The organism is Kineothrix alysoides (assembly GCF_000732725.1).
Lineage (GTDB): Bacteria > Bacillota > Clostridia > Lachnospirales > Lachnospiraceae > Kineothrix > Kineothrix alysoides.
This window is the reverse complement of sequence record NZ_JPNB01000002.1, coordinates 695,760-721,432: the sequence shown is the minus strand read 5'-3', so window position 1 is coordinate 721,432 and position 25,673 is coordinate 695,760. Positions and strand designations below refer to the sequence as shown.

General features: G+C 40.8%; 11 protein-coding genes. All 11 read left to right on the top strand.

Features of this window, described 5'->3' with window-relative positions:
• Positions 1 to 107 precede the first annotated feature (107 nt).
• The 11 genes from CC90_RS0114200 to CC90_RS0114150 all read left to right on the top strand — a co-directional run bounded on the left by CC90_RS0114200 (position 108) and on the right by CC90_RS0114150 (position 25,573).
• Complete coding sequence (locus tag CC90_RS0114200) at positions 108 to 6,650, top strand: Ig-like domain repeat protein (protein WP_031391428.1); 6,543 nt, start codon at positions 108 to 110, stop codon at positions 6,648 to 6,650.
• 68 nt (positions 6,651 to 6,718) lie between these two features.
• Positions 6,719 to 8,389, top strand: a complete 1,671-nt coding sequence (locus CC90_RS24425) for a hypothetical protein (RefSeq protein ID WP_051869617.1) — start codon at positions 6,719 to 6,721, stop codon at positions 8,387 to 8,389.
• Between the two features lie 28 nt (positions 8,390 to 8,417).
• On the top strand, positions 8,418 to 8,663 hold the full coding sequence (locus CC90_RS22455; protein ID WP_051869616.1) for an ATP synthase F0 subunit C: 246 nt from the start codon (positions 8,418 to 8,420) through the stop codon (positions 8,661 to 8,663).
• A gap of 23 nt (positions 8,664 to 8,686) precedes the next feature.
• Positions 8,687 to 9,502, top strand: coding sequence for a hypothetical protein (locus tag CC90_RS0114185; RefSeq protein ID WP_031391427.1), 816 nt, complete (start codon positions 8,687 to 8,689; stop codon positions 9,500 to 9,502).
• Positions 9,486 to 10,811, top strand: coding sequence for a hypothetical protein (locus CC90_RS0114180; protein ID WP_051869614.1), 1,326 nt, complete (start codon positions 9,486 to 9,488; stop codon positions 10,809 to 10,811). The genes CC90_RS0114185 and CC90_RS0114180 overlap by 17 nt, the downstream gene beginning before the upstream one ends.
• A complete protein-coding gene (locus tag CC90_RS0114175; RefSeq protein WP_031391425.1) occupies positions 10,808 to 11,599 on the top strand; it encodes a F0F1 ATP synthase subunit gamma in 792 nt (263 codons plus the stop codon). Before CC90_RS0114180 ends, CC90_RS0114175 begins: the two co-directional genes overlap by 4 nt.
• Positions 11,600 to 11,610: 11 nt before the next feature.
• Positions 11,611 to 12,975, top strand: a complete 1,365-nt coding sequence (locus tag CC90_RS0114170; RefSeq protein ID WP_031391424.1) for an ATP synthase beta subunit C-terminal domain-containing protein — start codon at positions 11,611 to 11,613, stop codon at positions 12,973 to 12,975.
• A complete protein-coding gene (locus CC90_RS0114165) occupies positions 12,965 to 13,279 on the top strand; it encodes a hypothetical protein (protein WP_031391423.1) in 315 nt (104 codons plus the stop codon). The genes CC90_RS0114170 and CC90_RS0114165 overlap by 11 nt, the downstream gene beginning before the upstream one ends.
• Before the next feature lie 27 nt (positions 13,280 to 13,306).
• Positions 13,307 to 13,840 (top strand): hypothetical protein, encoded by a 534-nt coding sequence (locus tag CC90_RS0114160; protein ID WP_031391422.1) that lies wholly within the window; start codon positions 13,307 to 13,309, stop codon positions 13,838 to 13,840.
• Positions 13,841 to 13,855: 15 nt separating this feature from the next.
• Positions 13,856 to 14,578, top strand: coding sequence for a hypothetical protein (locus CC90_RS0114155; protein WP_031391421.1), 723 nt, complete (start codon positions 13,856 to 13,858; stop codon positions 14,576 to 14,578).
• Between the two features lie 3 nt (positions 14,579 to 14,581).
• Positions 14,582 to 25,573: a hypothetical protein gene (locus CC90_RS0114150; protein ID WP_031391420.1), complete on the top strand. Its 10,992-nt coding sequence runs from the start codon at positions 14,582 to 14,584 to the stop codon at positions 25,571 to 25,573.
• Positions 25,574 to 25,673 lie beyond the last annotated feature (100 nt).

Genomic DNA, 25,673 nt, shown 5'->3' with positions numbered 1-25,673 from the left:
TTGTTGCAAAAAGTCGAATATTAGTGTGAAATGACAAAAATAATAGATATGTAATATACGAAAGAAAGTCCATACAAAAGAACGCAAAGGGCGGGGGAGATAACTGAATGAAAGTAAAAAGAGGCATCTTGATTATCGTGGTAGCTGTATTGTTATTAGCTACCGGGCTTATTTCATTAAGCACTGTTAATTACCGGAAAAATACAAAAGAGTTTCCGGCAGATGGTTTCATATTAAAACCTTCCGAGCAAGTTAATGTAACAATGGAAGTGAATGAACAGTATTATTTCAGCCAAGGAGCAAAATATAAAGAAAGATATGGAGAAAAAGTCCTGTTTAAAGATAAAACGGGGACGGATGTTGCTCTCGATGCCGAACAATTTTTGCACTATGCCGACGGATCGTTAGGTTCGTTTACCAAAGGCGTAATTATGAGCCTGAGCGATATAAAGGAAGGCCAGTTTGGATATTACAGTCTTACAAAAAATACAATTCTTGTAAAAAACGGCAACTCATATGAGATGAGCAGCAGAGGCGAATCGATGAGCCTGTCGGAATTCATATGGAAAATCTCAGACACAGATTATATGATCACTTCTCCTGAGGTAACATTGCGCTTAAGTGAATCTACTGAAATCACATTACCTGGCTATGCCCAAATTAAATATGTAGATAACGGAATCGTTCGAATCGTGCACCAGCAAGGTACTTATCAAACGGTTTCGGCAGACACTTTTCTCAGTACCCAGAATGGCGCTGAGCTTAATTTAGTTGGAAAAAGTTTCTATATAAACGGAGAGCCTGCGGTGTCCTTGGATTCTATGTCAATTGATGATGACAGTTATATCGAACTGGATGAGAATGCCGATTCTCCTGTGTTGAAAATACCTACATTTAATGTCGTAAACGGCAAGGATGGCGCCGCCGGAACAGAGGGAGCAGAAGGCGAAGAAGGCGAAGAAGGTGAAGAGGGAGAAGTAGGAGAAGCAGGAGAAGCAGGAGAAGAAGGAAGTGAAGGAGCAGAAGGTGCAGCAGGAGCGCAAGGAAGCAATGGTATAAACGGCGCAGATGGTTTGGACGGACTCGAAGGCGACAGCGGCGTTATGGGATATGACGGTGCGAATGGAGTCGATGGAAAAGATGGAAAAAGAAAGGAAGATTTATCTGGAATTGTCGGAGTAGAAGTGCTGTCACGCCCTATTGTAACTATGGATAGCAGTAGCTTTGACATTACTCCGGGCGGTGTGCAAATGAAGCTCAATATGTCCGATTCGGATAACTCTCTGTTACAAGGTTCCACTGAAGTAAAGATTTATGATAGAGCAACGATGCAGGAAGTATCGCCGCCAAATAATGGCTGGGGAACCAGTTTAGAGCAGAATGGCAGCTTTCAAATAAATATGAATACGCTTTCGTCGGATAAAGAATATATATTGATTGTTTCCGGCAAGTACGTATCAGAAGAGTCTGATTTAGAAGGAAAAGAGGCTAATCTGTTTACAAAAGTGTTTAAAACGGATGCATTGGGATTAACGCTTGAGAAACAAAGCGTAACAGATGCTTCTCTGACTTTAAGAACAATAATGACATCTACATCTATTGGAAATTATGATGTACTGCTTTATCGGTATGATAATGATGGAAATAAAGTAGAACTGGCGAAATATCCGGCATTATCAAGCAGCAAATCCGACTTATTATTTAACGAAAATACTCCAAGCGACAGCAATAGAATCAGGAATTTCGTAATAGAAAGCAATACTGCATATTATGCTGCGCTTACTAATGTGACAACAGCCGGCAGCGGTGCGGTTATTGCAACAGACGGAACTGAGATTAAAGTTAAAACATTAAAGAAGAAACCCTATAAGGCGGGCAGTGATGAGAATAATAAGGTATTAATTTCTGCAATGGCCCCAACCTTAACTGCAAATGATAAATTCCGTACGCTTACAGTCACGCTGGATGCGCTGACAGACAAGGATAATGGAATTCAAGGATATCGCTATGAACTATATAAAGCTTCCGATGTTACGGCGGCAATTGACAGTAATTCACTGACTAACCTGACACCGGCATATACTTTAGAATCCTCTACCTTAAAGGTACAGACGTTCAATCTTCCAACAGATGACAAGGAAAATTATGTGGCCAGAGTAGTTATCATTTTTGATGATAATGAGAAGGAAGTAGAATATTCTACACTGTTTTCCACAGGAGCCGGCTTGTCCGATGCAACGTTTCCAGCAGTGGAAATTATCCAGGTAAATAAGACACCGGAGACCGGAGGCTTTCATGAGACAATAGACGGATATGTAAGAGTGGTCGATGCAGGAAATATGCTGACTCAATATATTTCAGATACATATCCTCTTGTACTTACCATATCGAGTGAGTATGAAGATGTTTATAGTATAAAGCTGGTAAATACGGTAAATGCACCTGAGACAAACCCGGGAAAGGCAGTTTATTATTATTTTAAGCAGACAGGGCTCAGAGCGAAAACTGCTTATGCGCTATCGGTGAGCGGTCCTGTAGATACGGATAATAACAGCTCGATAAGCGACGCGGAGAAGTTTACTTATCTGGTGGGCATCAGAGCCGAAACAACGGACACATACGGACTGAGTGCGGTTTTCACAACTGTTTCGGATGCAACGACTGCGTTTAAAAAACTTATAAACTTTACTTCAAGCGCGTCAGGAAGTATTCCAACAGATTTTTATAAGTATGAAACCAAAACGATGGAGACTCTGAAACTGGAGTTGGTGCACAGGACGGATGATGGAGTTGAAAAAGTAATCGGGAATCCATATATCATCAAAGATAGTGATGCAGATACGCATGGAAGTATCTTCTTCAGCGGGGGATGGGTTGACCGCGGTGTGGTGACTGCGGACGGTACAAACGGTCTAACTACAGCTAATCCTAAAACCGGAGAAAATAAGCTTTTGATCTCTCCGGCATCTTTCGGATTGGATGATAATGATTCCGTATTCTTTGGCGGCGGAACATTTATTATTCGGGTTGTAACAGCAACTGACTATACGAATCCTCATCAAAATGTCATTCCATTTACAGATAAAGAAAATTTAATGGAATTCAAAATTAAGAAAAAGCATATTCAGGCAGCCGATCCAACAAGTCAGGTAAGTTCTTCCGTCATCTTGAATAAGGATGCGGATGCGGAGCATAAGGATGCGAACCTGAGAGAAGATACACCGGTAGGATTGCTGCTTCAGGCGAACTATCCTTATGCGGATGCGTTGGAAATTACATACCAAATATATAAACTCAAGGATAATGAAGTTTCACCGGACGGAAGCGGTACCGGCACCAGCAAAAATATTTATCCGGGAGGAACGGATCCGGCTTCCATTACAGATGGCGGAACGGTAGGCCTTGGAGAATTAGTCTGTGAACTTACCCTGAAGAATTTACAGGGTAACGTGGGGAACGGAAAAGCAGAGCCGATCACACTCTATTTTAGTGATCTGGCAGAAGCTAATAACGACCTTACATGGGAAAATAAAACAGGTAATCCTGCAAATCAGGTAATAACAAGAGGCGGAAGATATTATGTTGCTTATCAGGTGAAGGCATCGAAAGATCCTGTATTTGGCTATGATTGTGATGATGATGGCAATCCCGATATTTATCCTTACTGTACATATAATGCAGGTGAACCAGTACCTTATTACCGTTCCAAAGTGGTATCGGTAGTAAAACAGACACCGAAAGTACAACGCTATCCATGGACAAGCGATAAAACTTCGATGACATGGAAGTACAAGATGGAAGATCCCGACAAAGCGATAACCTTGGATGCAGGCGGTACGAAAGCTCAGTTGAAGCTAAAGAGCTATGCGTCTATTGGGGCTGCAGCAACATCAATAGCTACTGTTGAAGCAGAATTAGCAAATTATCTTACTGACTTTACACAACTGCAGTTAAAGACTCTTACAAACGGATATTATTATACGGTTACAGTTCCCTATAAACTGCTGACAAGTGAAACGACAGAGCAAGAGATTATTTCTGCACCGGTTCAGTTTATTGCATCTGTAGACACGGCTCCTTCTAATATTGAGGCCCGGGGAAAAGTGGCGGATGAAAGCGTTGCAAGTGAAAACAGAACGCCGGACGGTCATGAGATGGCGCTGATTAATCAGGGGGGATATCTGTATCGTTTGACCCTTCGCGGCAGCGATATTTATAAATATGCGGCCTTACGTGTCACATTTATAGGAAAAGATGCAAGTAATAACGAAAAGGAGAGAGTGGTGTATGACCCCGTATATCTCGATATCCAGCAGGGAACGATGCAGGATACGCAGGGAGGGACTCAATATCCGTACGGTTATGCGTATATGGACACCTCGCCGCTTAAAGCAATGAAGGAGAATGCGGACATTTCCGCGGTGGACGTTATTGTACAGGGATATTACAGCACATTTGAAACAGGTATGTCCGGTTATGCCTCTACACAGGCGATTGGAGACTCAAAAAAGGAACTTGTGGATGAAACCCTTTATGCGTTAAAGAGCTATGACCAAACCGGTAAACCTAAATATATCTATTTTTCGAATAATATTTTCGTTGATACGGCGAAAAGGGAAGACGGAAGTTCTCAATTGAACAAATCTCTTTTTGTACCGGGAGCGGTACAAGGCAATGGTTTTACGGAAAACGAGTTGTCTCAAAGATACGCAGGGATTCCCCTGGTGCTGCTGTCTGGAAATTATTTACAAAGTAAGACGGTAAGCATTGAGTGCGACCAAAGCGGTATGAAGGAAAAGGCGGCGGTAAATGCGTCCTACTATACGGCAGAGAAACTGGCATTGTCCGGGGCACTTAACTTTGGAGGCAATGATACATCCTATCATGTTAATTTGGGAGATATTCTTCCGGCGGTAAAATTAATCAATTCCAGCCAAGGCGTTATGAGTGTACTTCTTAACTTTGAAGTGCTGGGAACAGGTGCGACAAACGACAGTAAGCTTTATGCTCAGATTATGGAGCGGCAGTCGGATGGCAGCTATAAGAATTTGAAGGTAGCCGTAGATAATGAAGTGCGCGACAGTGAAACGATATACTATTATATAACGGATGACAGTGACAGGTATACGGATGCAGCAGATTATTATAGCCAAGGCAACTATAAGGACAACACCATTCCAGTCATTCCAAAGGATGGAAAAATAACACTGCCGCTTCGTGTCAGGGGACTTAAAGCTAATACGGAATATCGTATTATCATGTTTGCTTATGATACCGCAGGCAACAGGAAGGATCTGTATTCCCTTGACGGAGAAACCAGCCCTTATGCTTATGAGATTAAAACTAAAAATCAGATTACGATAAATACCAATGGACCGGACTATATTTATAATTCGTATAGCGATAAACGGGCATCCTTCGGATTTGCGATTCCCGGAGATGAAGGTACAGGAATGATAGTAAAATATTCTATCATAGACAGCAATGGCAATGTCGTATATGGTCCGACGGACCTTGCACCTCTTGGGTCAGGGGATAAGTCATATTATTCTCAGAAAATAGAAGAGAATAATAAAATGACGATTTTGATGAATCCTAGTGCAAGCGGCAATATATTAAAACTGGGAACGGAATATAAGCTTAAAGTTGAAGTCTTTGACAAGCTGCAAAATTCAATAGTGGGAACTAAGGAAGTTATATTTACAACACCTGCTAAATTAGATATCCCTGATTTTTATATCCAGTTAAGCCAGGAGACTACAGGAGAGGATACTGCAAAAGTTACCGCGAATATCGTCTGTACGGATTCGCAGTTCAGTGCTGTTGACAACATGTATGTGGTAGAAATTTATAAGGGGAATACAACAACAGGTTCGCCGATTGAGACTATGACAGTGACAAAACAGAGCGATAAAAAAGTACAGACAGTGGTATTTTCAGATTTAAGCCAAGAATCTTTATATACTGTTTCCGTGAAAGCAAATGCGGATGTTTTGAACAATGCAACATCATCAACCTATGAGCTCGTTGAAAAGAAAATGACGATTACTACTTCCGGCGGAGCTTCTGCAACTTTGGGAGCAGCGGGAACAGCGAAAGAACTGACATTAACATTGTCTAATCTGAAAAACTTTTCCGGTGTCAGAAAGATTCTGGTAACTGCTTATAAAGACGGAGTGAAGCTTTATAACACGACGGATACAGGGTATGATGGTTCCCAGACAACATATGAAATGGTTTTAAATTGGGGTTCCCAGAGCGATATACCTGCAGGAACTTATGAAATACAGGTCCAATATCAGACAGGTTCCGGCGAAATGCTGGGAAATGATGTCATTACAGTTAAAGTATCGGGAACAGGAAATTTTTCTCTGTTTAACTCGGAGGCATCTCAGAATAATAAAAGTACAACAGATCCGTCTCTCATAGAAGAAAACGGCGCCGAAAGTGCGCCGGCGCCGGAGGCTGGAAATAGTGCAGAAACAGGCCAGACAACAGGCCAGACAACAGGCCAGACAACAGGTCAGACAACGGGCCAGACAACAGGCAGCAATACGGTTCAGACAGGGACAGCCGACAATACGAGCCCCCAGACAAACGGAACCAATAATGCTTCGGATACAAACAGCAATACTGCTCCAGCGGAATAAGTGCTTACCTGTAACAGTTCAGCCGAAGGCCGAACTGCAACTCTTACTTATAGTGAGGAAGGAATACTATGAGGAATATTAATAAACAAAATACCATGACATTTAATATATTCGGAGCATTAATAGCAGTGGCATTAATCGCTTTTTCCGTTGTAGTTTATGTTGTTCTTAAACAAAGTGATTCTGATTATGAGATTGGTCAAAACAGCATTGTTTATACGGAAGATAACGAATATGTGGAAATGATATCGGATGCGAAGCTTTCCAAAAAGTGGGATGAAAAGTATTATCTCAAAATGAATCAGGATAAAGCGGTCTATTGCCTTGGAAAGAATACGTTAATTTTTGATAAGGATAAAGGGAGTTTAACTATTTATGGAAGCGCCTACCAGATTCATGAAGACGGAAGAGTTGATAATACTTCCGAAATTACCGAAGTAGAGAATTTACATAATGCAGCTTTATACAAACTGCGCGACAGAATGTATGTTATGACAGGACAAAACATTGTTTCTACGGATAATAGTTTTGGCACAGAAGATTACATAGCGGTAAATATTCATAAATCAGGTACAGCACTGCTTATGAATGATAATTATTATGTAAATATGATTCAACCTATTATGTTAGAGAGTGCGGGGCTATACTTCGATATTGCAAGCGAATATATGGTATATGATAAGCAGGTAGTAAATCTGAAAAATATAATTGGAAGCAGTAATCTATATACCGGAAGAGCTTTGATATATGAGGAAGGTTTAGTCGAAGAGAGCGATGCGCTTCTTGCAGCAAATAATCCGGATGTCATTACTATTGTAGGCGGAAGCGGAGGAGCCGGCGGAAGCGGAGGCGATGGCGGAATCGGAGGCGATGGTGGTGCCGGAGGCATTGGCGGCGATGGCGGAACCGGAGGTACCGGCGGCAATGGCGGTATGGGCGGTGTCGGAGGTATTGGCGGTAATGGCGGTACAGGCGGTATGGGCGGAACCGGAGGCGTAGGCGGAATCGGCGGCAACGGCGGCATGGGAGGCGACGGAGGTATGGGCGGCGACGGCGGAATCGGAAGTGATGCTGCTGTTTCTGCAACCAAGTGGATTAGCCTTAATAAAGTGACTGCCGGTATCGCTACTATTGATGTTGATTATATGGTGAGCGATGTTACAAATGATCTGGTGGATGTCTTTTTAAATATAAAGGATATCAAAAGCGGAACGTTAAAAGAAACGGTGCATTTAGATAAAACCAGTAATTCGTATACTGTGATGGGATTGGATCCCGGTACTTCCTATCAGGTAGAAATGGGATATCGTGCTTATATAAAAGAAACCTCAGACAGTCCGGCACAGCTGAAGGATGTTATTCAGGATATCGTAAAAGTGATGACCAGCGGAGAACTTGCAACAATGGAATTGAATAAAATCAGTACTATCTATAACAGCAGTAAGAATAAAAGCGAAATATCGGTAACCTACACCGTTTATTTGAACAAGACATATCAATTGGAAGAGGGATTACAGCTTTTGATCTATTGTGACAAATATTCAAGCACGGACAAGGCTGCAAGTGATTCGGTCAATATTAAAAAAGCAGTCACCTCTGCAGGTTATCAGTCGACCGTTACTTTCCAAGTGGACGGAACTGCCGATGGTTCAAAAGTATGGTTAAAATTTGCAAATGCAAAATATAACGGGAAGTCAATGGAAGCATATTTGAATGAAACAAATGGGTTAGTACAATAAAAAGATATTATTCAGAATGGAGGAAGTTATGGAATCAATTTTAGCGGCAACTTTACAGGCGATAGGATGGATATTGGGTCTTGCTTTTTTGGGGACGGGAATTGGTATGGGAATACTTGGTTCAAAAGTAGCTGAAGCTATTGGCAGAAATCCGGAAACCAAAAGCGATGTCATACAATCCGTTATGTTTGTGGCAATTGTGCAGACATTATTATTACTTTTATTATTTGCATTTGTACTTGTATTATTGTTTTTTAATCCCTTGGCAGTGTAAGAAAAAGCGGTGGAGGCATAAAGATGACTGCGGTTTTTATCTCTATATTTTTGGTAATGGGTGTCATGATTTATTTTATCATCATATCCTTGAGGCTCGTTATTGAAAATGCGACAAAGAAAGTGAACGCTTATTTTTTATCAAAATTAAGCGAATATGATGATGATTTTCAAAAAAAGATAGACGAGATACAGAATCTGGAGTTTAGCAAAGAAGAGCTGAAGCAGGAAATAAGAATGCTTCAAATGGATCATAACTCTTTGGGAACTTCAAGATTTTACCGGCCGCGTCCGGTTGAAAGAGATATTTTTATTCCTACGGCCAGATATATTGATAACGTATTTTTTGAAGATTATAAATTAGTAAAGAATCTGCTCATTATAGATAAAGAAGAGATTATTCGCACGATTCTGGATAAATTTCCTTATGCAGGCGATAAAAAAAGATATAATGCAGCAAAAAGCATTCTGCAAACTCTTAATTTTGAAGCTGTTTATGACTTGAGCAGCCTCCCGGAAGAAACACAGCTGAAATTACTGGATGAGGAATTGAAACGAGAAGAAAAAAAGTTGCTGAAAGAATATCTGGAACCTTTGCGTGAAGCAAAGGAGTTTAATCTATTAGGATTTCTGAACTGGATCAATGAGGTCATAACGAAAGAAAGCCCCATACTAATGGCTTATTTAGGGGAAAAGGATGAAGATTATTCTTATATAGCGGACAATGTGATATGTCAATTTGACAGCAATGTATGTGAAGGTATCAGAATTGTTTATCAAAACAGGCTATATGATTACAGTGTCTACGAATCGAGGAGAAGAAATGAGTACATTTATTGAAAATCTGGTCAATACAAAATTAAAGAATATGAAAACCATGAATAATGTATATGAAGTAGGTTATGTGTCAAAGGTGAAAGACTATATCCTGGAAGTTGTGGGATTGGAATCCGTAGGATTCTATGAACGTGTGGTCATTGCCAATCATTCGGTAGGATATGTAACTTCTATTGGAAAAAACTCTGTTATGATAGCTATGCTGCAAAGAACGAATGTCATCTATGTAGGCGACGAAGTGGTAACGACTGATCTGGACTTTTGCGCTATGTATTCGAAATCAGCAATGGGGCATATTGTTGATATTTTTGGAGAAGACCGTCTGATAGGTGAAAAATTTGAGAACTTGATTCCATACATGATAGAGACTCCGGCAATTCCTATTATGGAAAGAGGAGAAGTGAAACGCCCGTTTTACACAGGAATCTCAGGCATTGACATGATTTATCCGATAGGATATGGACAGAGGCAGCTGATTATCGGGGATAAAAAGACAGGAAAGACCCAGATAGCTATGGACACAATTATTAATCAGAAAGACCATAACGTAATTTGTATTTACATAGCAATCAATAAAACGAAAAAGAATATAAGAGAGCTGTACGATAGTCTTATGAAAAAAGGGGCAATGGAATATACGTTAATTCTTGCGGCTTTTAATGATGATGAACCGCCGGTTTCTTTCTTCACGCCTTATGCGGGACTTTCTATAGCAGAAGGATATATGAGAGAAGGCAATGATGTTCTGGTAGTCATTGATGATCTGAAATCCCATGCGGATATTCATCGGGAAATTAGTTTATTAGCGGGAAAAGTGCCTGGAAGAGATGCATATCCGCCGGATATTTTTTATACGCATTCCAGACTTCTCGAGAAAGGCTGCCAGCATAAGGACGGCGGTTCCATTACGATCTTGCCTATCGTTGAAACAAGGGGCGGCGATATTACGGATTATATTTCTACCAATATTATATCCATAACGGATGGACAGCTTGTGTTGTCGAAGAAAAACTTTGAGAAAGGTTTAAAACCAGCCATCGATTATGGACTCAGCGTTTCCCGTTTGGGCGGTGCCGTGCAGGAACCGGAGATGAAAAAATTAGGTGCGGTAGTCAGACGTAATTTTTTGAGTTATCTGGAAACGAAAGAAGTATATCAGTTTGTCAATGTCGATGAAATGAGTCAGGAAATGCAGCATAACCTCAAAGAAGGTCAAGCATTGCAGGAAAGATTGCTGCAATATAAATTCTCACCGAGAAATCCGGTAGAGATCAAAGAGCACTTTATGGAAGTTGTGGGAAGCCAATTATGAGTATAAAAAGCGTAGTAAAAGTTATGAATGTTCATTCGCTTTTACGAGTGGAAAAATCCAGGAATAAGGCAAAGAAGTACGCGGCTGTTGAAAACGTATTGACAGACATGATCGATAATATCGTAAATAACAGAAACATTGCGCTCGATTATGCGGTTTTACGCACGAAGGAAAGCAATCCTATTCTGAATATCTATATCGGCAGCGATATGGGCTTTTGTAATAATTTGAATTCCTTGGTAAACCGAGTCCTCCATGATGAGGAAGAGGATGCAGTACAAGTTGTCATAGGGAGAAAAATTCGCCCGACGGTGAGAAAGAAACTGCTTCTTCATTTAACAAGGGAAGAGTACGATAATGATAAGTCAAAAGTAATGGAAATACTTGAAAGCGGAATCAGGGGGCTTAAGTATTCCAAGATCAACATCATTTATAATCATTATTATAATTCATCGCAGGTACAATTTGAGCAAAAGCAAATCTTTCCTTTGGAAAAAAATATGAGGAAAGAAAGCGCATCTGAGCATTATAAGGAAGACTTTACATTTGAAGGCGATGTGAACAAGCTGTTAGAGGATCTGATGGTACTCTATACGAAATATTCCTTAGAAATAGCAACGGTAGCAAGCTATGCGGCAGAAAATATATCGCGGCAGAGTGTGACAACAGAATCTCTTCACCGTATTGCTGAACGGGAAGAGGCGATGGTGATGCGGGAGAGAAAAGCTGAAAAAGATAAACAGTTCGCAAAAGTACTGGATAATTACAATAAGCTGAGACAATATTAGGAGGCGCTTTAATGAGTGATGTATTTGTGGGAAAGATTATCTCCATATCAGAATTAAATGTATCGATATTGGTTAACGATGAGAAAGTAAAATATCATGATATTTTATATGCGGTAAATAATGGAAAGAGAATTGAATTTGAAGTAGCCGAAGAAGATGGTAAAGTGGTTTCTGCGATTCCTTTTCAAAGCGTGGTCGGACTAAAAAAGGGTATTGATGTATTTAAAGCACCTCGCGGACTTGAGATACAATATAGTGATGAAATTCTTGGAAAAGTATTCGATTCCTATGGAAATTTGATCGATGATAATAAGATAGAAAATATTAGTACAAAAAATGTTTACAGCAGAAATGTCTCATTAGAGGAGATTAACTTAAAGGGCGGTATTCTTTGGACAGGCATTAAGGTGCTGGATTTTTTTGCACCTATGCAAAAAGGATATAAAATGGGACTTCTTGGTGGTGCCGGCGTTGGAAAGACAGTATTGATCAAAGAGCTGATCAACAACGTTTATAAAGGATTGAACTCCAATTCTGTTTTTGTCGGTGTAGGAGAACGTTCGCGTGAAGGGAAAGAGCTGTATGATGAAATGAGGGAAGCCAATTTGCTCGATAAGATGGCAGTTGTGTTCGGACAGATGGGGGAAAACTCAGCCGCCCGTTCCAAAGCTATTTTCTCGGGACTTACGCTTGCGGAATATCTAAGGGATGAGAAAGAACAAGACGTGCTTTTGTTTATCGACAATATTTATCGTCATGTGCAGGCGATGAGTGAGATTAATGCAGAACTTAGCCGCATTCCTATTGAAAATGGTTATCCTGCCAATATCAATACTGCGATCAGTCAGGTAGAGGAGCGGATCAATTCTACGGAAAAAGGCTCTATTACCTCGTTTCAGGCTATTTATATTCCTGCAGATGACATTACGGATCAGGCAGTTCAGACAATTACAACACATTTGGACGGTCAAATCGTATTGGACCGAAAAGTGGCCGAAAAGGGCCTGTATCCGGCAGTCGATGTATTCAGTACACAAAGCAAATTGATAGATATTGAAAAAATTGGTGAGCGGCATTACCAATTAGTGGAAGAGGCACTGCGGTATTATTCCCGTTATCAGGAACTGGAGGAAATCATTGCTGTTTTGGGTATTGAAGAACTCTCCATATCGGATACCAACGTATTTTATCGAACGAGAAAACTTAGAAATTATTTTACTCAGCCAATGTTCGTTGCGGAGAATTACACGGGCATAGCGGGTGAATTTGTAGATATTGATGATATTCTCGACGATGTGGAAAATATTTTATCCGGAAAATATGATGACTACGATGAAATTAATTTTTTGTATATAGGTAAATTTAATGGAAGATAAAATCAGGGAAAAGAAAAAGTACAAGATTAGTGCGGAAATTGTGGATTCTGAGACCGGTGTGGAAAAATACGATAATATTAAAATGATTCGGGTAAAAAGCAATCATCATAATTTATTGATCATGGAAGACTTTATACCGGTAATAGGTGAGCTCACAGGGTTTATTCAATTGGTTTTTGATAATAAGACGATTGACTATAAGTCGATTCATGGTTTTTATATGCATAAAAAAAATAAATTCTCCTTACTGATCGAAAACCGCATTGCCGAGGCTGCAAAGCCTGAAGCAGAAGATCTTAAATAAAACAAAAGATAAAATGAGGGTATAGTGATGATTGAAGCGATTGTTGAGCAGATGATATTGCTGAAATCCATGATAATAGTGACGGCAGTAAGTACTATAATACTTACAATACTATGTTTTGTGTATTGCCGCAGATTCAGCTGGGAAAGTTCAAACATGAAACTTATTGGTTTCTTATATGACATGAATATGTCTGATACATTTGTATTAGCGGTTTGTATGCTGAAATTGTTTTTGGTAGTTTCCTTACTTTTCAATAAAGGCAGGATTGAGATTGTTCACATTGCCTTTTTTGGAGTATTGGTACTTATTTATAACTTATCCCGGCGTAAAATAAAGGATGCGGCAGTCAGCCTCTTTAACGGGACAGTAATCATGGCGGTTCTTTTTGTATCCAATCTGCTGCTGTCGTATTTGCGGGAGGTTCTGTTCGATATAAAAATTGCGGCAGCATTGGCCTTTCTTGCTGTTTTCTTAGTATTGTATGCGGTATATGATGTAGGATATTGTATTCTTTCTATTGTGGACAGCGCAGAAAGAAGAAAAGGGATGAAGAAATAAGGAGCGGATGAAAGAATGAGACGCAGAAGACAGCCTACGGCAGGAATGCTGATTCAAATTGGAATTGCAGGTATATTACTTATATTATTAGTTCTTCTTGTTGTATGGTATGGGGACGGTTTGAGCAGTTATAAGCCGGATGAAGCTACATTTCAATATGTAGCGGGCATTAAAGTGGAATATTCAGAAGATGCTACTTATAGAAACAAAGAGGGGATGGTCAGTATAAGGGAAGGTTCTGAAGAAAATGTGGTTGATTCCATACCGATTCTCTATCCCGGAACGAGAAAGATGACTTTGCCTAAAAATATGCTCATAATGACACCTGCCCAGGGGCAGAGTGTAAAAAGAGTGAATTATTTTACAACGCTGAAAGAACAAGATGGCGTTGTTACTTTGGAGAATGATAAGAAAAAGGCGAAAGTATTCGGCGGATTTTTATATGATGGGGAAAATACGTATGTGTTTTTGGAAAAGATGGTATTGAGCATAGGAAAGCAAGAAGTCCAGATGGAGCCATTGTCATATGTAAGGGTGATATACCGCCAGTTTGTTGAATATTACAATAGTGCGGATGAATCCTATGAATGGATTGGAATTGAGAGCACGGATATAAAGGCGGAATCGGAAACCGGATACGTCATCGATTTAGGCAAAGATATTATTGATATGGGGGATGGTGAGGCCTTAATTTATTCAGCGGTAGATTCCCTTCCGGTTATTACAATGAGGAAATAACATATGAAGAAAATTTGGTTAGGCATTGGAGCGGCAGTTATCATTATACTATTGCTTCTGCAAACGAAGTTTAATACATATTTGAGAGTGGAAGATAGCGGATATGCTATTTCCGGTAATGCCATAAAAGAAATGCTCATGGCCGACATAGAAGAGAGAAAAGATGCGGAAACAATTCCTTATTACCGTTTTGACGCGCTTGATTATATTTACAAACGGGGAAGCTCTTTTTATATGGGGGAAAACAAGAAGACGGAGGTGGACCTATCTTTTCCTTTTTATATCAATGGTGATGCGGGAATTATCTTTATGGAGAATTCCGGAAAGCTTTTTGATTTGGAATTCAAAGAAAACGATACTTATCAAGGCCTGACAGTCAGTGAGAGAATTTCATACAATCCGGGAGGCGAGCGGGCTGATGCAACAGAATATCTTTTTTGCAGGCTTACAAACGGTCTTTTTATCAATTTGGATCAAGTCGCTTATCAGGACAGGAATGAACAGCGCGAAATAGCTATGAACAGCATTATTTATTTTAAAGAAGGTTATTTTACCTATTGTGAACCAAATGATGGAGCAGGTGTTTATCAGGTATGCCGTCAAATAGATGACAACGATATCATTACGATAAATAATACCCCTTATACTTACCATGACCTTTTATTAAAGCTGCATGTTATTACTGAAAAAAAGGAAAAGAGTGAGAAAAAAGAAGGAGAGACGGAGTTCCTGATTCCGGAAACAGTAGTGGACGATAGTCCAAGGGAACAGACCGAAGTCTCCGAAGAGCAGAACAAAACAGAGAAAGATAAAGAAGAAGACAAAGAAACTGTAAAAAAAGAAAAAAGGGATGTTCAGAAAGCAAAGCAGCCGGAGGCATCCTCGTCTCAGCAGAAGACGCCTTCCGGCGAAAAAGCAAAGCAGCCCTCCAGACCGCCTCGTTCAGAAAGCGGCGGTTCGGCTAATCAGGGGGGAGGCAGTATGGGAGTGCGCCCGGATTCGATGCGTCCTGACAAGCAGCCCTCCACAGACGATACGAAACAGCCCGATCCGGAATATCAGAAGCCTTCTGTAAAAATAACTTCTATGGAAGAAGGAGTATATCGTTTAATGGTAACGGTAAAGATAAGCGACCCGGCCAGAAGATTACATCCTCTCAGAAAAGTGCAGTTTGAGATTTATGAAGTGGATAGCAGTGGAAAAGAGACTTTGGCTCTTCGTACATATACCGGCTCATCACAAACCATTACAGCAGGAAACGGAGCGATTAAGCCGGATACCAGATACAGAGTAAATGCTTATTTTACCTATTACGATGAATACGATCAAACAGTGGTGGAATCCTTATTGGACACAACATTACATACGAAATCTTATGATGCATTAGGTTCTGTTGCGTTAGATGACAGGGATATTGAGGTATTTTATGATAATAGATTGGAGCTTCCCCATGTGGAATATTTGAAGGGAATTTCCGATGAAGAAGCGGTGTACGGAATTAATCGTTCCGGCGGTTTGCTATTAACCGTAAGTGGAAAAGGTACACAGCTTGGTTTTCATGCGACTACCAATATTGATGCATTGGAAATTCGTAATTTTAAAAACGGTATGGATGTACTGCTGAAATCTATGCCTAATTTAAAAGCGAACAGCGAGTATTCCTATAAGATTGAAGCGATTGACTACTTTGGCAAGAAAATAGAGTTGATCAACAATACGGGCGAATTTATTACTTGTAAATCGCGTCCTGTCGGAGAACTGGAAATTGTTCAAAACAAAATCGGTGATTTTAAGATGAAGGTAACAATGTCAGATCCTGATAAATCCGCGATTTTAGGGGATAATAGCGGAAATTATAATATTTATCTTGTTTTCTCTTCCGAGAAAAATATGGAAACATCACCGATTACGAAGCAGGAATGTGACAAATACATAGAGAACGGCGGAAAAGTTGACGGCGGAAGAATTTATTATGCATATAAATTTACGCAGGAGGAGTATAAAAAGTATATAAGCGGTTCCGATACGGAATATGAAATAAGTATTGACGGTAAAGTTATTTCAGTCAATAGTCTGGAGTTAAACCGGAAATATTATGCTTATTTATTCTGCGATTATAACTTAAATAATGGAGCAGGTAATACCTTGTTTGGCGAAATCACAAATCTGGCATTTACGGCTGCCTCCTTGTCATCTTTGGGAAATATTTATGTGAATGCTGATATTTCCAATATTACGGCACACAGTACGGTTATCATGTATACTTTGAATACCGAGCGTACGAATGATGTCCTGGAATCATTATTATCGGATGTTAAATTTGAAATTATCAGGGGAAACGGAGCGGAAGCGATAACGGATTCCTTTATTCAATTTGATCCTACGGCAATGGCTACATTTAGCGGGTATGACCATTTAACAGATCCGCCGAACAAGGTGCAGAATGGTTCGGTATCCATGGATGCCTCGTTCTTTTCCGGTCAAAAGGAAGGGCAGAATCCGCTGAAAAGTATGACCGATTATATAATCGAACCGACCATATGGGCTACCTATAACGGAATTAAATACCCTATGAACGTAACTCTTACGCAATCCACTTTCAAGACGTTAAGAGAACCGGCTCAGGTGGAAGTGACTGATTTATTACTTGCTGCGGGAACACTGCGCTTTAATGTGAAGGTAACGGATACGGATGAAGCAATTATCGGCAATTCAGGTCATAAAGTAGTAATGAATCTGTACCAGCAGGACGGTACTTTTGTGAAAGCGCTTCGTATTCCTAAGAATACAGACGACGCGGTTCCGGTTGAAATCAAGAATTTAGATCCTAAAGCGAAGTTTAAGCTTACTTTTATTGCTGTTGAATATAATGAAGGCTATACCAATGCAACTTTTGAGTCCAATAAGATTCTGAAGGAGTTGCTGTTAAGCGATTCTATTAACTTGTCGGGAACGATTAAGCTGTATAATATTGCGGGATATGACAGTAAAAGACTTTGTGCAAATACGAAGGTGACATTAGATGATAAGGATAAAGTTCTTCAAAACCTTCCTTATTTTATTCAAGTGAAGAAAAACGGGGTGGATATTACGGGAAGCGCCGGCTATCCGGCAGCGTATACAATAGGAACCGGTGATTATGATGCTTCAAACAGAGTGATACATAATAAATCTTTTCTTGTAGATAAAGGGGATAATACATATACGCTGGTACTGTACGTAATTATTAACGGACAGATACTGGAATTGGATACATTAACCTTTACCGCAGATCAGATTGCAGAAAATATCGATAATGCGAAGGAATTCGTATGGAAAATAAAAAATGGCGGCGGTACCGGGAAATATATAATCACGGGCGACATTAGTTTGGAAAGTGATATTTACTATGAGAACCCTGATAATGCGGGACAATCTGTAAGACCTGTTAATCTGGCATCAATATTTAATGGAATTATTGATTTTCAAGGATATACGTTATCCTATAATTATAAAACCAATGGCAGTTCGTTATTTTCCAATATTGGCCCTAAGGGCGAAATATGTAATATGGTGTTTGATGTAAAGATGGATAATTATACATCGGCAGCTTATGATACAGGAGTGCTGTGCTATAACAATTACGGCCGCATACATGATGTGCATGTAAGATTTAAAGGGGGGGCGGCTGTAGCAAATAGATATTTCGGATTATTATGCCGCATTAATACAGTATCGGGAATTATTGAGAACTTTGCAATCAGCAATGATCCTGAGGATGGAATGATGCCTTTTACTGCCAGATATGAATGCGGATTGCTGTGCGGTTATAATAAAGGGATTATAAGATATGGATATGCTTACGGTGTTGATATCTATGCAGATGTGGGAACTCCGTCACAGAGCGGTGCTATCCGCATTGGTGCAATAGCGGGGGCGCAAGGCTCTAACGGCAGGATTTATAATGTTTTTAGCCTGGTAAATGTGGTGGTTCCCAGCCCTGACAAAGGAACTGCTGCTGTAACAGAGTATGGCTCCGTAGCAGGAAATGCAGGGGGAAGAATCACCAGTATTTACGGAATAGGCCAGTCATATTATAGTTCCGTATACAATAACAGTAGTTATGATGCAGATATAGGGCCTGTTCTTGGAACCAATAATTCCAGGACAAGCAATGTCTACTATTGGAATGAGAATAATATTACATATACCAAATCTGTATATCAAAATAGAATTGGTTTGGAATCATTAAATGATTTCAGCTGGCAGGCATCGGTTTTAGGAGATCAATTTATCACTTCCAATGTTGAAGTCGGATATTATCCGCACGTTAAGATGTCTGCTGAGATGCCGGAGCAGCCATATATACCGCTGCCGAGCAGAATCAATAATCGGTTGGTTGAGATTTTATCTTCGACGGTGATTGAATATACAGATAATGAGCAGGCGGCTGTTGTGGAATTTCGTCTGAGCAATCCAAGAAATGCGGATATCAGGGAAATCGTCATCGATAATCTTACAACAGAAATAGATTCCGCCTCTGTTGTGTCGGAAGATGGCTTTACGACTTTGCGGGCTAAGGTATCAGGTGCCGTCCGTTTTTGTTCAGCGTATGAAATTACAACGGTCGAGTGTTATATAAACGGGAGGATACAGAGCGTAACATTTAACCCGAATCCTATTCTCCTTGTAGATTTTTACCGAAATATTTACAATGCGCAGGATTGGTATGATTACGTAGTATGTGCGCCGACGGAAAACGCCAAATTACAAGCAGATATTGATTTTACGGGAATTGCCGCCAATCGTATTAATGTAGCGAAGGAATATAAAGGTAAGCTGGATGGTAATAAGTACCGTGGCAACACATCGGACAATCCGGCCGGGTATTCCATAAAGAATATAACGATTACAAGCAGTTATCCTAACCTTTTTGCAAATGTGAGCGGTGAGATTAAGAATTTGTGCGTCGAAAATATCACGCTTGGAACAGCGGGAACAACCGGTGCTGATGCGAGCTTGATCAGACTTTTTTATGGAGTGATCAGCAATGTTCATTTAAAACAGGTTTCTTTGACCGGATATGGATATATGGGCGGAATCGCGGCTTACAGCTATGCGATTTCTGAAATTCAGGACAGCAGTATCTCAGGTATTAATATAAAATATCTGGAACCTAAAAATACCAATACAACAGGCCGTATCGGCGGAATGGTAGGATATGGTACGGAAGCCCGTATCAGTAATTGTTATGTTCGTGAATTGAACATGGCGGTAGAAGATATTAGAAACTGCGAAGGTGCCGGAGGAATCATCGGTTTTAATAATTATTGTATTATAGACGGCGCTTATGCTACGGGGGATATGTCCGTCCGCGGTATGAATGTTGGCGGAATTGCAGGTTATTATGTCGCCAACACAACAGATAATGGTATGACTAATGTAATTTCAAGGGTAAATGTAACCGGTTATCAGGATAAAATGGGTGGAATTATAGGTGAAGCAGCATTGGTCTCCGTACTTAATTCACGAAACAATATGAGCGGTATTGCGCTGGGCAGCGTATTTGGCTCCAATCCAAATGCGGAATATGTATCCTATACGATTGGAAGTTATGCCGGCAGCATAGTTTCTTTTTATGGTTCGCAAGTGCAGCTTCTTAACGGTATGAGCGGTCAGCCTAAAGATGATAACACATTGGATTTATTAACTTATGACCAACTGCAGAATCCGGATACCTATACAACAATAGCTCAGATGGATAAAGTATATGATTATTCGGTGGTAACGCGTGGAGTCATGCCCGTATTGTACTATGTCGGAACTACGCTTCCTTTGCCGTTTCAGACCGACACCCCTCTTAGTTTGGTCCATGTTCAAAATAATGATTTGGAAGTAAGGGATGTAGGGATTAATAAAGACCAAAGATATATTTATATGGATTTGAATAATCCTAATGGATATAAAATTACCGGGGTTAAAATAGAAAATCTGAAATATACGTTTGACGATATAAGCAGCGGGAAAAACAGGATATATGCGGATTACCTGCAGGAATCCAAGCAAGAACATTGGCAGGACAGCTATTTATTGACGGAAATTACATACCAGAAAGTAGCGGATGATAACAGTATCACGATTGGGAAGGCAGATTTTTCTGATAATCCTGTCAGAGTTCCGCTCACCATGTTTTGTGATATCAAAGATGTAGATACATGGAATAAATATATTAATCTAACAAACAATTATGGAAATTATGAAAACTACCGAATTGTTAATGATATTTCATTTACCGGTGTTAATCCTACAACGAACGCCAAGATTGGACGTTTAAGGGGGGGAGTAAGTTCCGGGAAGGCGGTTCTTTCCAATGTGAATATCGGACCCGGCAAGGGAAGTCTCCAGGGAAATAATGAAAATTTTATTTTCCGGTTGAATACCGAATTGAGCAATATTGCATTTAAGAACTGCTCGGTAAATTCTGCTCTGCGTGATGGTACAGGAATTATTGGAACCTCGGCCGGAATGATAACAGATGTGGAATTTGAAGGGATTAAGATTGATAACAGGACAGCGGATAAAAATAATGTGGGAATTATAGGATACCAGATCAGCGGTAAGCTGTCAGATATCAAATTGAAAAATATCGAAGTCGGTCTGAATGGAACAAAACAAATTCAGGTAGGCAGCTTTGTCGGATTCTCGACAGGAGGCACCCTATATGAGGATATTACAGGAGAGAATATTTCCGTTAAAGGAAGCGGAAGTGTCGGAGGTCTGGTTGGAAGAACCGAGAAATCAGGCTTTGATAATATAAGCTTTAAAGACATTATTGTTACCGGTGCGGGAAATGATTATGTCGGAGGAATCGTCGGCGTAAATGCAAGTCCGAGAACAACGGTAAATGCTCCTTGTTTCAGGAATATTACATTGACGGGCACGCCAACTTATGACGGCAGCGGTAATATTATTGCTTCTACTACTGTGATCGGTGTACAGGAGACTATGCTGTCAGGTACCAATGGTAATTACGTCGGAGGTCTGGCAGGTCTGCTGTATGGATATGCGAATGGCTGGGAAGGTTCTGCCGGCAACTCGGCGGTTAATGCAAGGCCATTAGTGGTAGACGGCATTATAGTAAAAGGGCATGGCAGCTATATTGGAGGAGCGTTCGGCAGATGCTATGACGCCAGCAATACGACAGTAAAGAATACTTTAGTCACTACAAGTAAGACACCGGCATCTTTGTATTATTATGTCGGAGGAATCAGTGGTTACCATGATTATAGCGATAACTATAATGTAGTGGAAAATACGACGATCGATGTCAAAAACCATTCAAACATAGGCTTGCTCGATGGTTTCAAAGCAAATAATGGAGCGGTTAATTACTGCTATGTTAATACTTCCTCAATCAAGGCGGAAAAAACGATTGCCGGAAGCTTTGAATCTGTCGGCGGATTAGTTGGAAAAAGTGAAGCTACCGTTTCTTACAGCGGCGTTATGAATACGAATATACTTACAAGTTCAGCGATTGCTGATTCCGGCTTTGATTATGTAGGAGGCGTAGTAGGATACTGTTCAAATGGTGTAAATCGCAGCTTTTATTATGCGGAACCGGAAAACACGATATCTCCTGCGGCTAAGCAGCAATATCAGATTGTAGGATATAACGGGACAGGAGGTATTGTGGGTTTCCACAATGCAGGAGCGATAGTTGTCAGCTATTCTAATGCAAACGTGGCAGGCAAGGGGCATTCCGCAGGCGGAATATCAGGAATCTATCAGAACTCTTATACTACGGCTACGATAAACGGTAATCCGGTATACTCCTATTCAGGAGTAGGGATGAGGTATAATTATTTTGCGGGAACGGTTCATGCCAATAAATGGGCGGGAGGAGCTATCGGACGCAATGAAATGGCCTATAGTAATTCCGTAGCGGCATCGCATAAGGCGAGCGGCGGAAGAAGCAGCAAGGCAGATCAAAGCGGATATAAGAGCGGAGCCTCGAATGAAAATGAGTACACATATATGAATTTAATACTTGCCAAATCAGTTACCTCCGATATGGCAGGGACTGCACATGCTTTTTCCGGTTATCAGGATGGATTTGAAGGGAAAGCAAATGGGATATCAATATCAAAAGATAATACGTCGGCAGATAAAGCGAGACGTACTTACTTCTGGGATGGGATGAGGGTCGGAGGAACGACAGAAAATGATACATTGTATTTGGCAAAAAATGCAGATGCTCCGGATTATGCAAAGAACAGCGGTACCTATCGCTTTAAGCGCTGGAACAAAAATGAGTATAGCAGTATTGCCAGTGAAAATGCACCTAGTGATGCATATAATGTCCGTATCGTATCGGCATCAGATATTAGAAATTTACAGATGTTCCGGGCTCTTGGATGGCTTACATGGACAAGCAGTCAGTCAGGTCATGAAACGGAATGGAAAGAGGCGAACGGGACCTATAATGGCCTTAACGTAAAAGGAGACTACCACAGGTTTATTCATTCGGGTATTACAAGTACAGCAGTGTGGGATGCGTTGCTTGATGCAAGTATGTATAAGGACAAAGATTATTTGCCGCATATCCGTATTAATGAAAAATCAAATATAATATCGGATTATTTGGTAAGCTATCAGTCGGCGCACAGATTGGCATTGCCCATACCCGTATGGACACCATCTGCCCAGCGTATCGATGCTTCCCCGTTTATGCTGAGAAGTCTTAATAATACATATGCTATTATTTATCCGGTTGATGTGGATAAGGTAAATATAGAATTCAGCCAGAACTTTGTAGACGGAAACGGTTGCTTTATGCTGTCATATGGGAATCAGACAGTAGATAAGCAACTGATAACAAAACGTGTATATACCTACACCTATGATTACCGGGCGGGACTTAAGCTTCAATTAGGCGTTGCGAATCCTGACCAGTTTGTAATAGATATGGAAGCAGACGGACAGGTGTATGGAACCGATTATATGCTGGAAGATATCTTTGACTATCCGGAGGAGTATTATTGGGAAGATGGTGAACCGATTTATTATAAATCATCTGCGTTGGCAAGGCATGTCATGACGTACGGAACAAAGTATTATTATATTGATGAGGCAGGTATCGTATCGGGAACGGGTTCAACGGTGAAAGAAGAAGCGGAGGAGCAAACGGAGTCAGGAGAAGAGAGTACAGAGCAATCAAAGGGGACGAGAAAAGATCCGAGCGCTCAGACAATGGCAGGCTCTTATATCACCATCTATAATGGGAAAGCGCTGACGAAAGACGGACAGGTTATAGAGATAGAAAGCGGAACGGTACTTGGCAGCGTAGAGGGCATCGGAGCCATCGAACATCCGATACCTCTGCAAACCTTTGATTATGACGGCTATAAAGTAGAAACATATTCGAAGTTTACAGAAATCATAGGTTCAGATATTGTGCAGAGAGAAACCCAAATACTGAAGGGAAGCACAGGAGTAATGGGATTTGTTGACGGTATGATTGAGAATGTGAAAGACTCCATTTTACTTTACGTGAAGGCCGGAGACAGTTACCAGACGATTTTAGGTGATGATGGCATTATGGTAGATATGCAGCAGGGAGAGAATATCAACGCGCCGGAAGACTTTAAAAGAAGCGGAATCGTCTATATGACAAACAATCTGGATTGTTCGGCTCCATTTGTCTTAGTGGAGTATTCCAATGGAGGAATTGTCGGATATAACTATATGACAGGGGAATATTTGTTTGACTACTCATTTGCCGATGAGATAAGCTTATTGGATTATATTAAGGTATATTTTATGGGGGACAAGTCCATGTATGCCCAAATGAGCAACAGCTATGCGGCGAATCATAAGGTTGCGGAAATTGCAGGTACTGCTGACCGTCTTTTTACAATGGTAGAAGGCAACAGTTCAGGAGAAGAAAATGATGAGAATAGTACCGGAGACGGCACAAAGAGCGAACATGAAAAAACGGGAGCGGCAGAAGAAGGCGCTAAGACATCGGGTGTAACAGCGATGTCAGAAGGCGATTCCGATGGGATAAAAAGCAGCCGGGCAGAAGAAATTCCGGCAGGTGGAAAAGCGGACTCCTCCAATGTCATTTTGGATTCTGAAGAGTCGCAGGGAAGCGGCGGGAACGGAAGCGCGTTTGGAACGGATACCAATACTGCCGGACAATCAGGAGTTGCGGAAGGTGGTAATGATGCGCAGAATGGACCGATGGCTTCAGGAGAGGATGACGGTTCTGCAGGGAATCCGCCGGCAGAATCAGCAGGTATTGTTGGGGAAGGCATGGGCAATGGTGACTTGGTTGCTTCCGGAACCGCGCTTGGTAATGGTGCGGAGCCGGGAACAGACGGAAGCATTGGTGAAGTTCTAAGTCCTGATGTAGAGACTGAGTCAAGCCTTGCGGAACAGGGTTCTGCAGGGAAAGAGCCGGATGGCGGGACCCGAAAAGCCTTAAGTACCACGGACAACGATGACGAGCTTGCGGAAGAAATACAAAATAGCGGTAAAATAAAAGAAGCGAAGCCGGAAGCGGATCAGGAAAAAGAGGAGAAAGCGGGGAATGCTTCAAAAGCGTCGAAGTCATCCACCGCGGGAACTTCCGTATCGGATGAAGGAGCAGGAATAGACAACGGGCAAAAGCCGCCGCAAATAAAATCCTCAAACGGGCAGGAGGACACAGATCAGGACAATAGAGGAACGGAAGAAAAGAGCACAAATAGCGGAGATCTTATTACCGTTTACAATCAGGCAACGGGCACTTATGAAATTGTAGATATGAAACAGTATTTCAGCGCACCGGCTTACCAATCGGAAAATGTGAAGCTTGCGATTCGTGATATGAGTGCTTACTCGGGATATGCCCAGGAAAAAGAAGAGAAAAAGCATGCCAATGGTCTGGTGCTCTATATTCTTATTTCAATTGCTATATCTGCGGGAGTGGGGCTTACTATCAGATATCGTAAAAAACAGAGGTATGGAGGATAACAATCTGATATGCTCCTCTCATGATCAATATCATTAAGTTAAGTAAAAATAGAACGTTTGCATCCCAATGAGTAGATGCAAACGTTCTATTTAACAATAT

Coding starts and splice junctions, on each gene's coding strand:
- CC90_RS0114200 (WP_031391428.1), top strand. CDS start 108: ATGAAAGTAAAAAGAGGCATCTTGATTATCGTGGTAGCTGTATTGTTA.
- CC90_RS24425 (WP_051869617.1), top strand. CDS start 6,719: ATGAGGAATATTAATAAACAAAATACCATGACATTTAATATATTCGGA.
- CC90_RS22455 (WP_051869616.1), top strand. CDS start 8,418: ATGGAATCAATTTTAGCGGCAACTTTACAGGCGATAGGATGGATATTG.
- CC90_RS0114185 (WP_031391427.1), top strand. CDS start 8,687: ATGACTGCGGTTTTTATCTCTATATTTTTGGTAATGGGTGTCATGATT.
- CC90_RS0114180 (WP_051869614.1), top strand. CDS start 9,486: ATGAGTACATTTATTGAAAATCTGGTCAATACAAAATTAAAGAATATG.
- CC90_RS0114175 (WP_031391425.1), top strand. CDS start 10,808: ATGAGTATAAAAAGCGTAGTAAAAGTTATGAATGTTCATTCGCTTTTA.
- CC90_RS0114170 (WP_031391424.1), top strand. CDS start 11,611: ATGAGTGATGTATTTGTGGGAAAGATTATCTCCATATCAGAATTAAAT.
- CC90_RS0114165 (WP_031391423.1), top strand. CDS start 12,965: ATGGAAGATAAAATCAGGGAAAAGAAAAAGTACAAGATTAGTGCGGAA.
- CC90_RS0114160 (WP_031391422.1), top strand. CDS start 13,307: ATGATTGAAGCGATTGTTGAGCAGATGATATTGCTGAAATCCATGATA.
- CC90_RS0114155 (WP_031391421.1), top strand. CDS start 13,856: ATGAGACGCAGAAGACAGCCTACGGCAGGAATGCTGATTCAAATTGGA.
- CC90_RS0114150 (WP_031391420.1), top strand. CDS start 14,582: ATGAAGAAAATTTGGTTAGGCATTGGAGCGGCAGTTATCATTATACTA.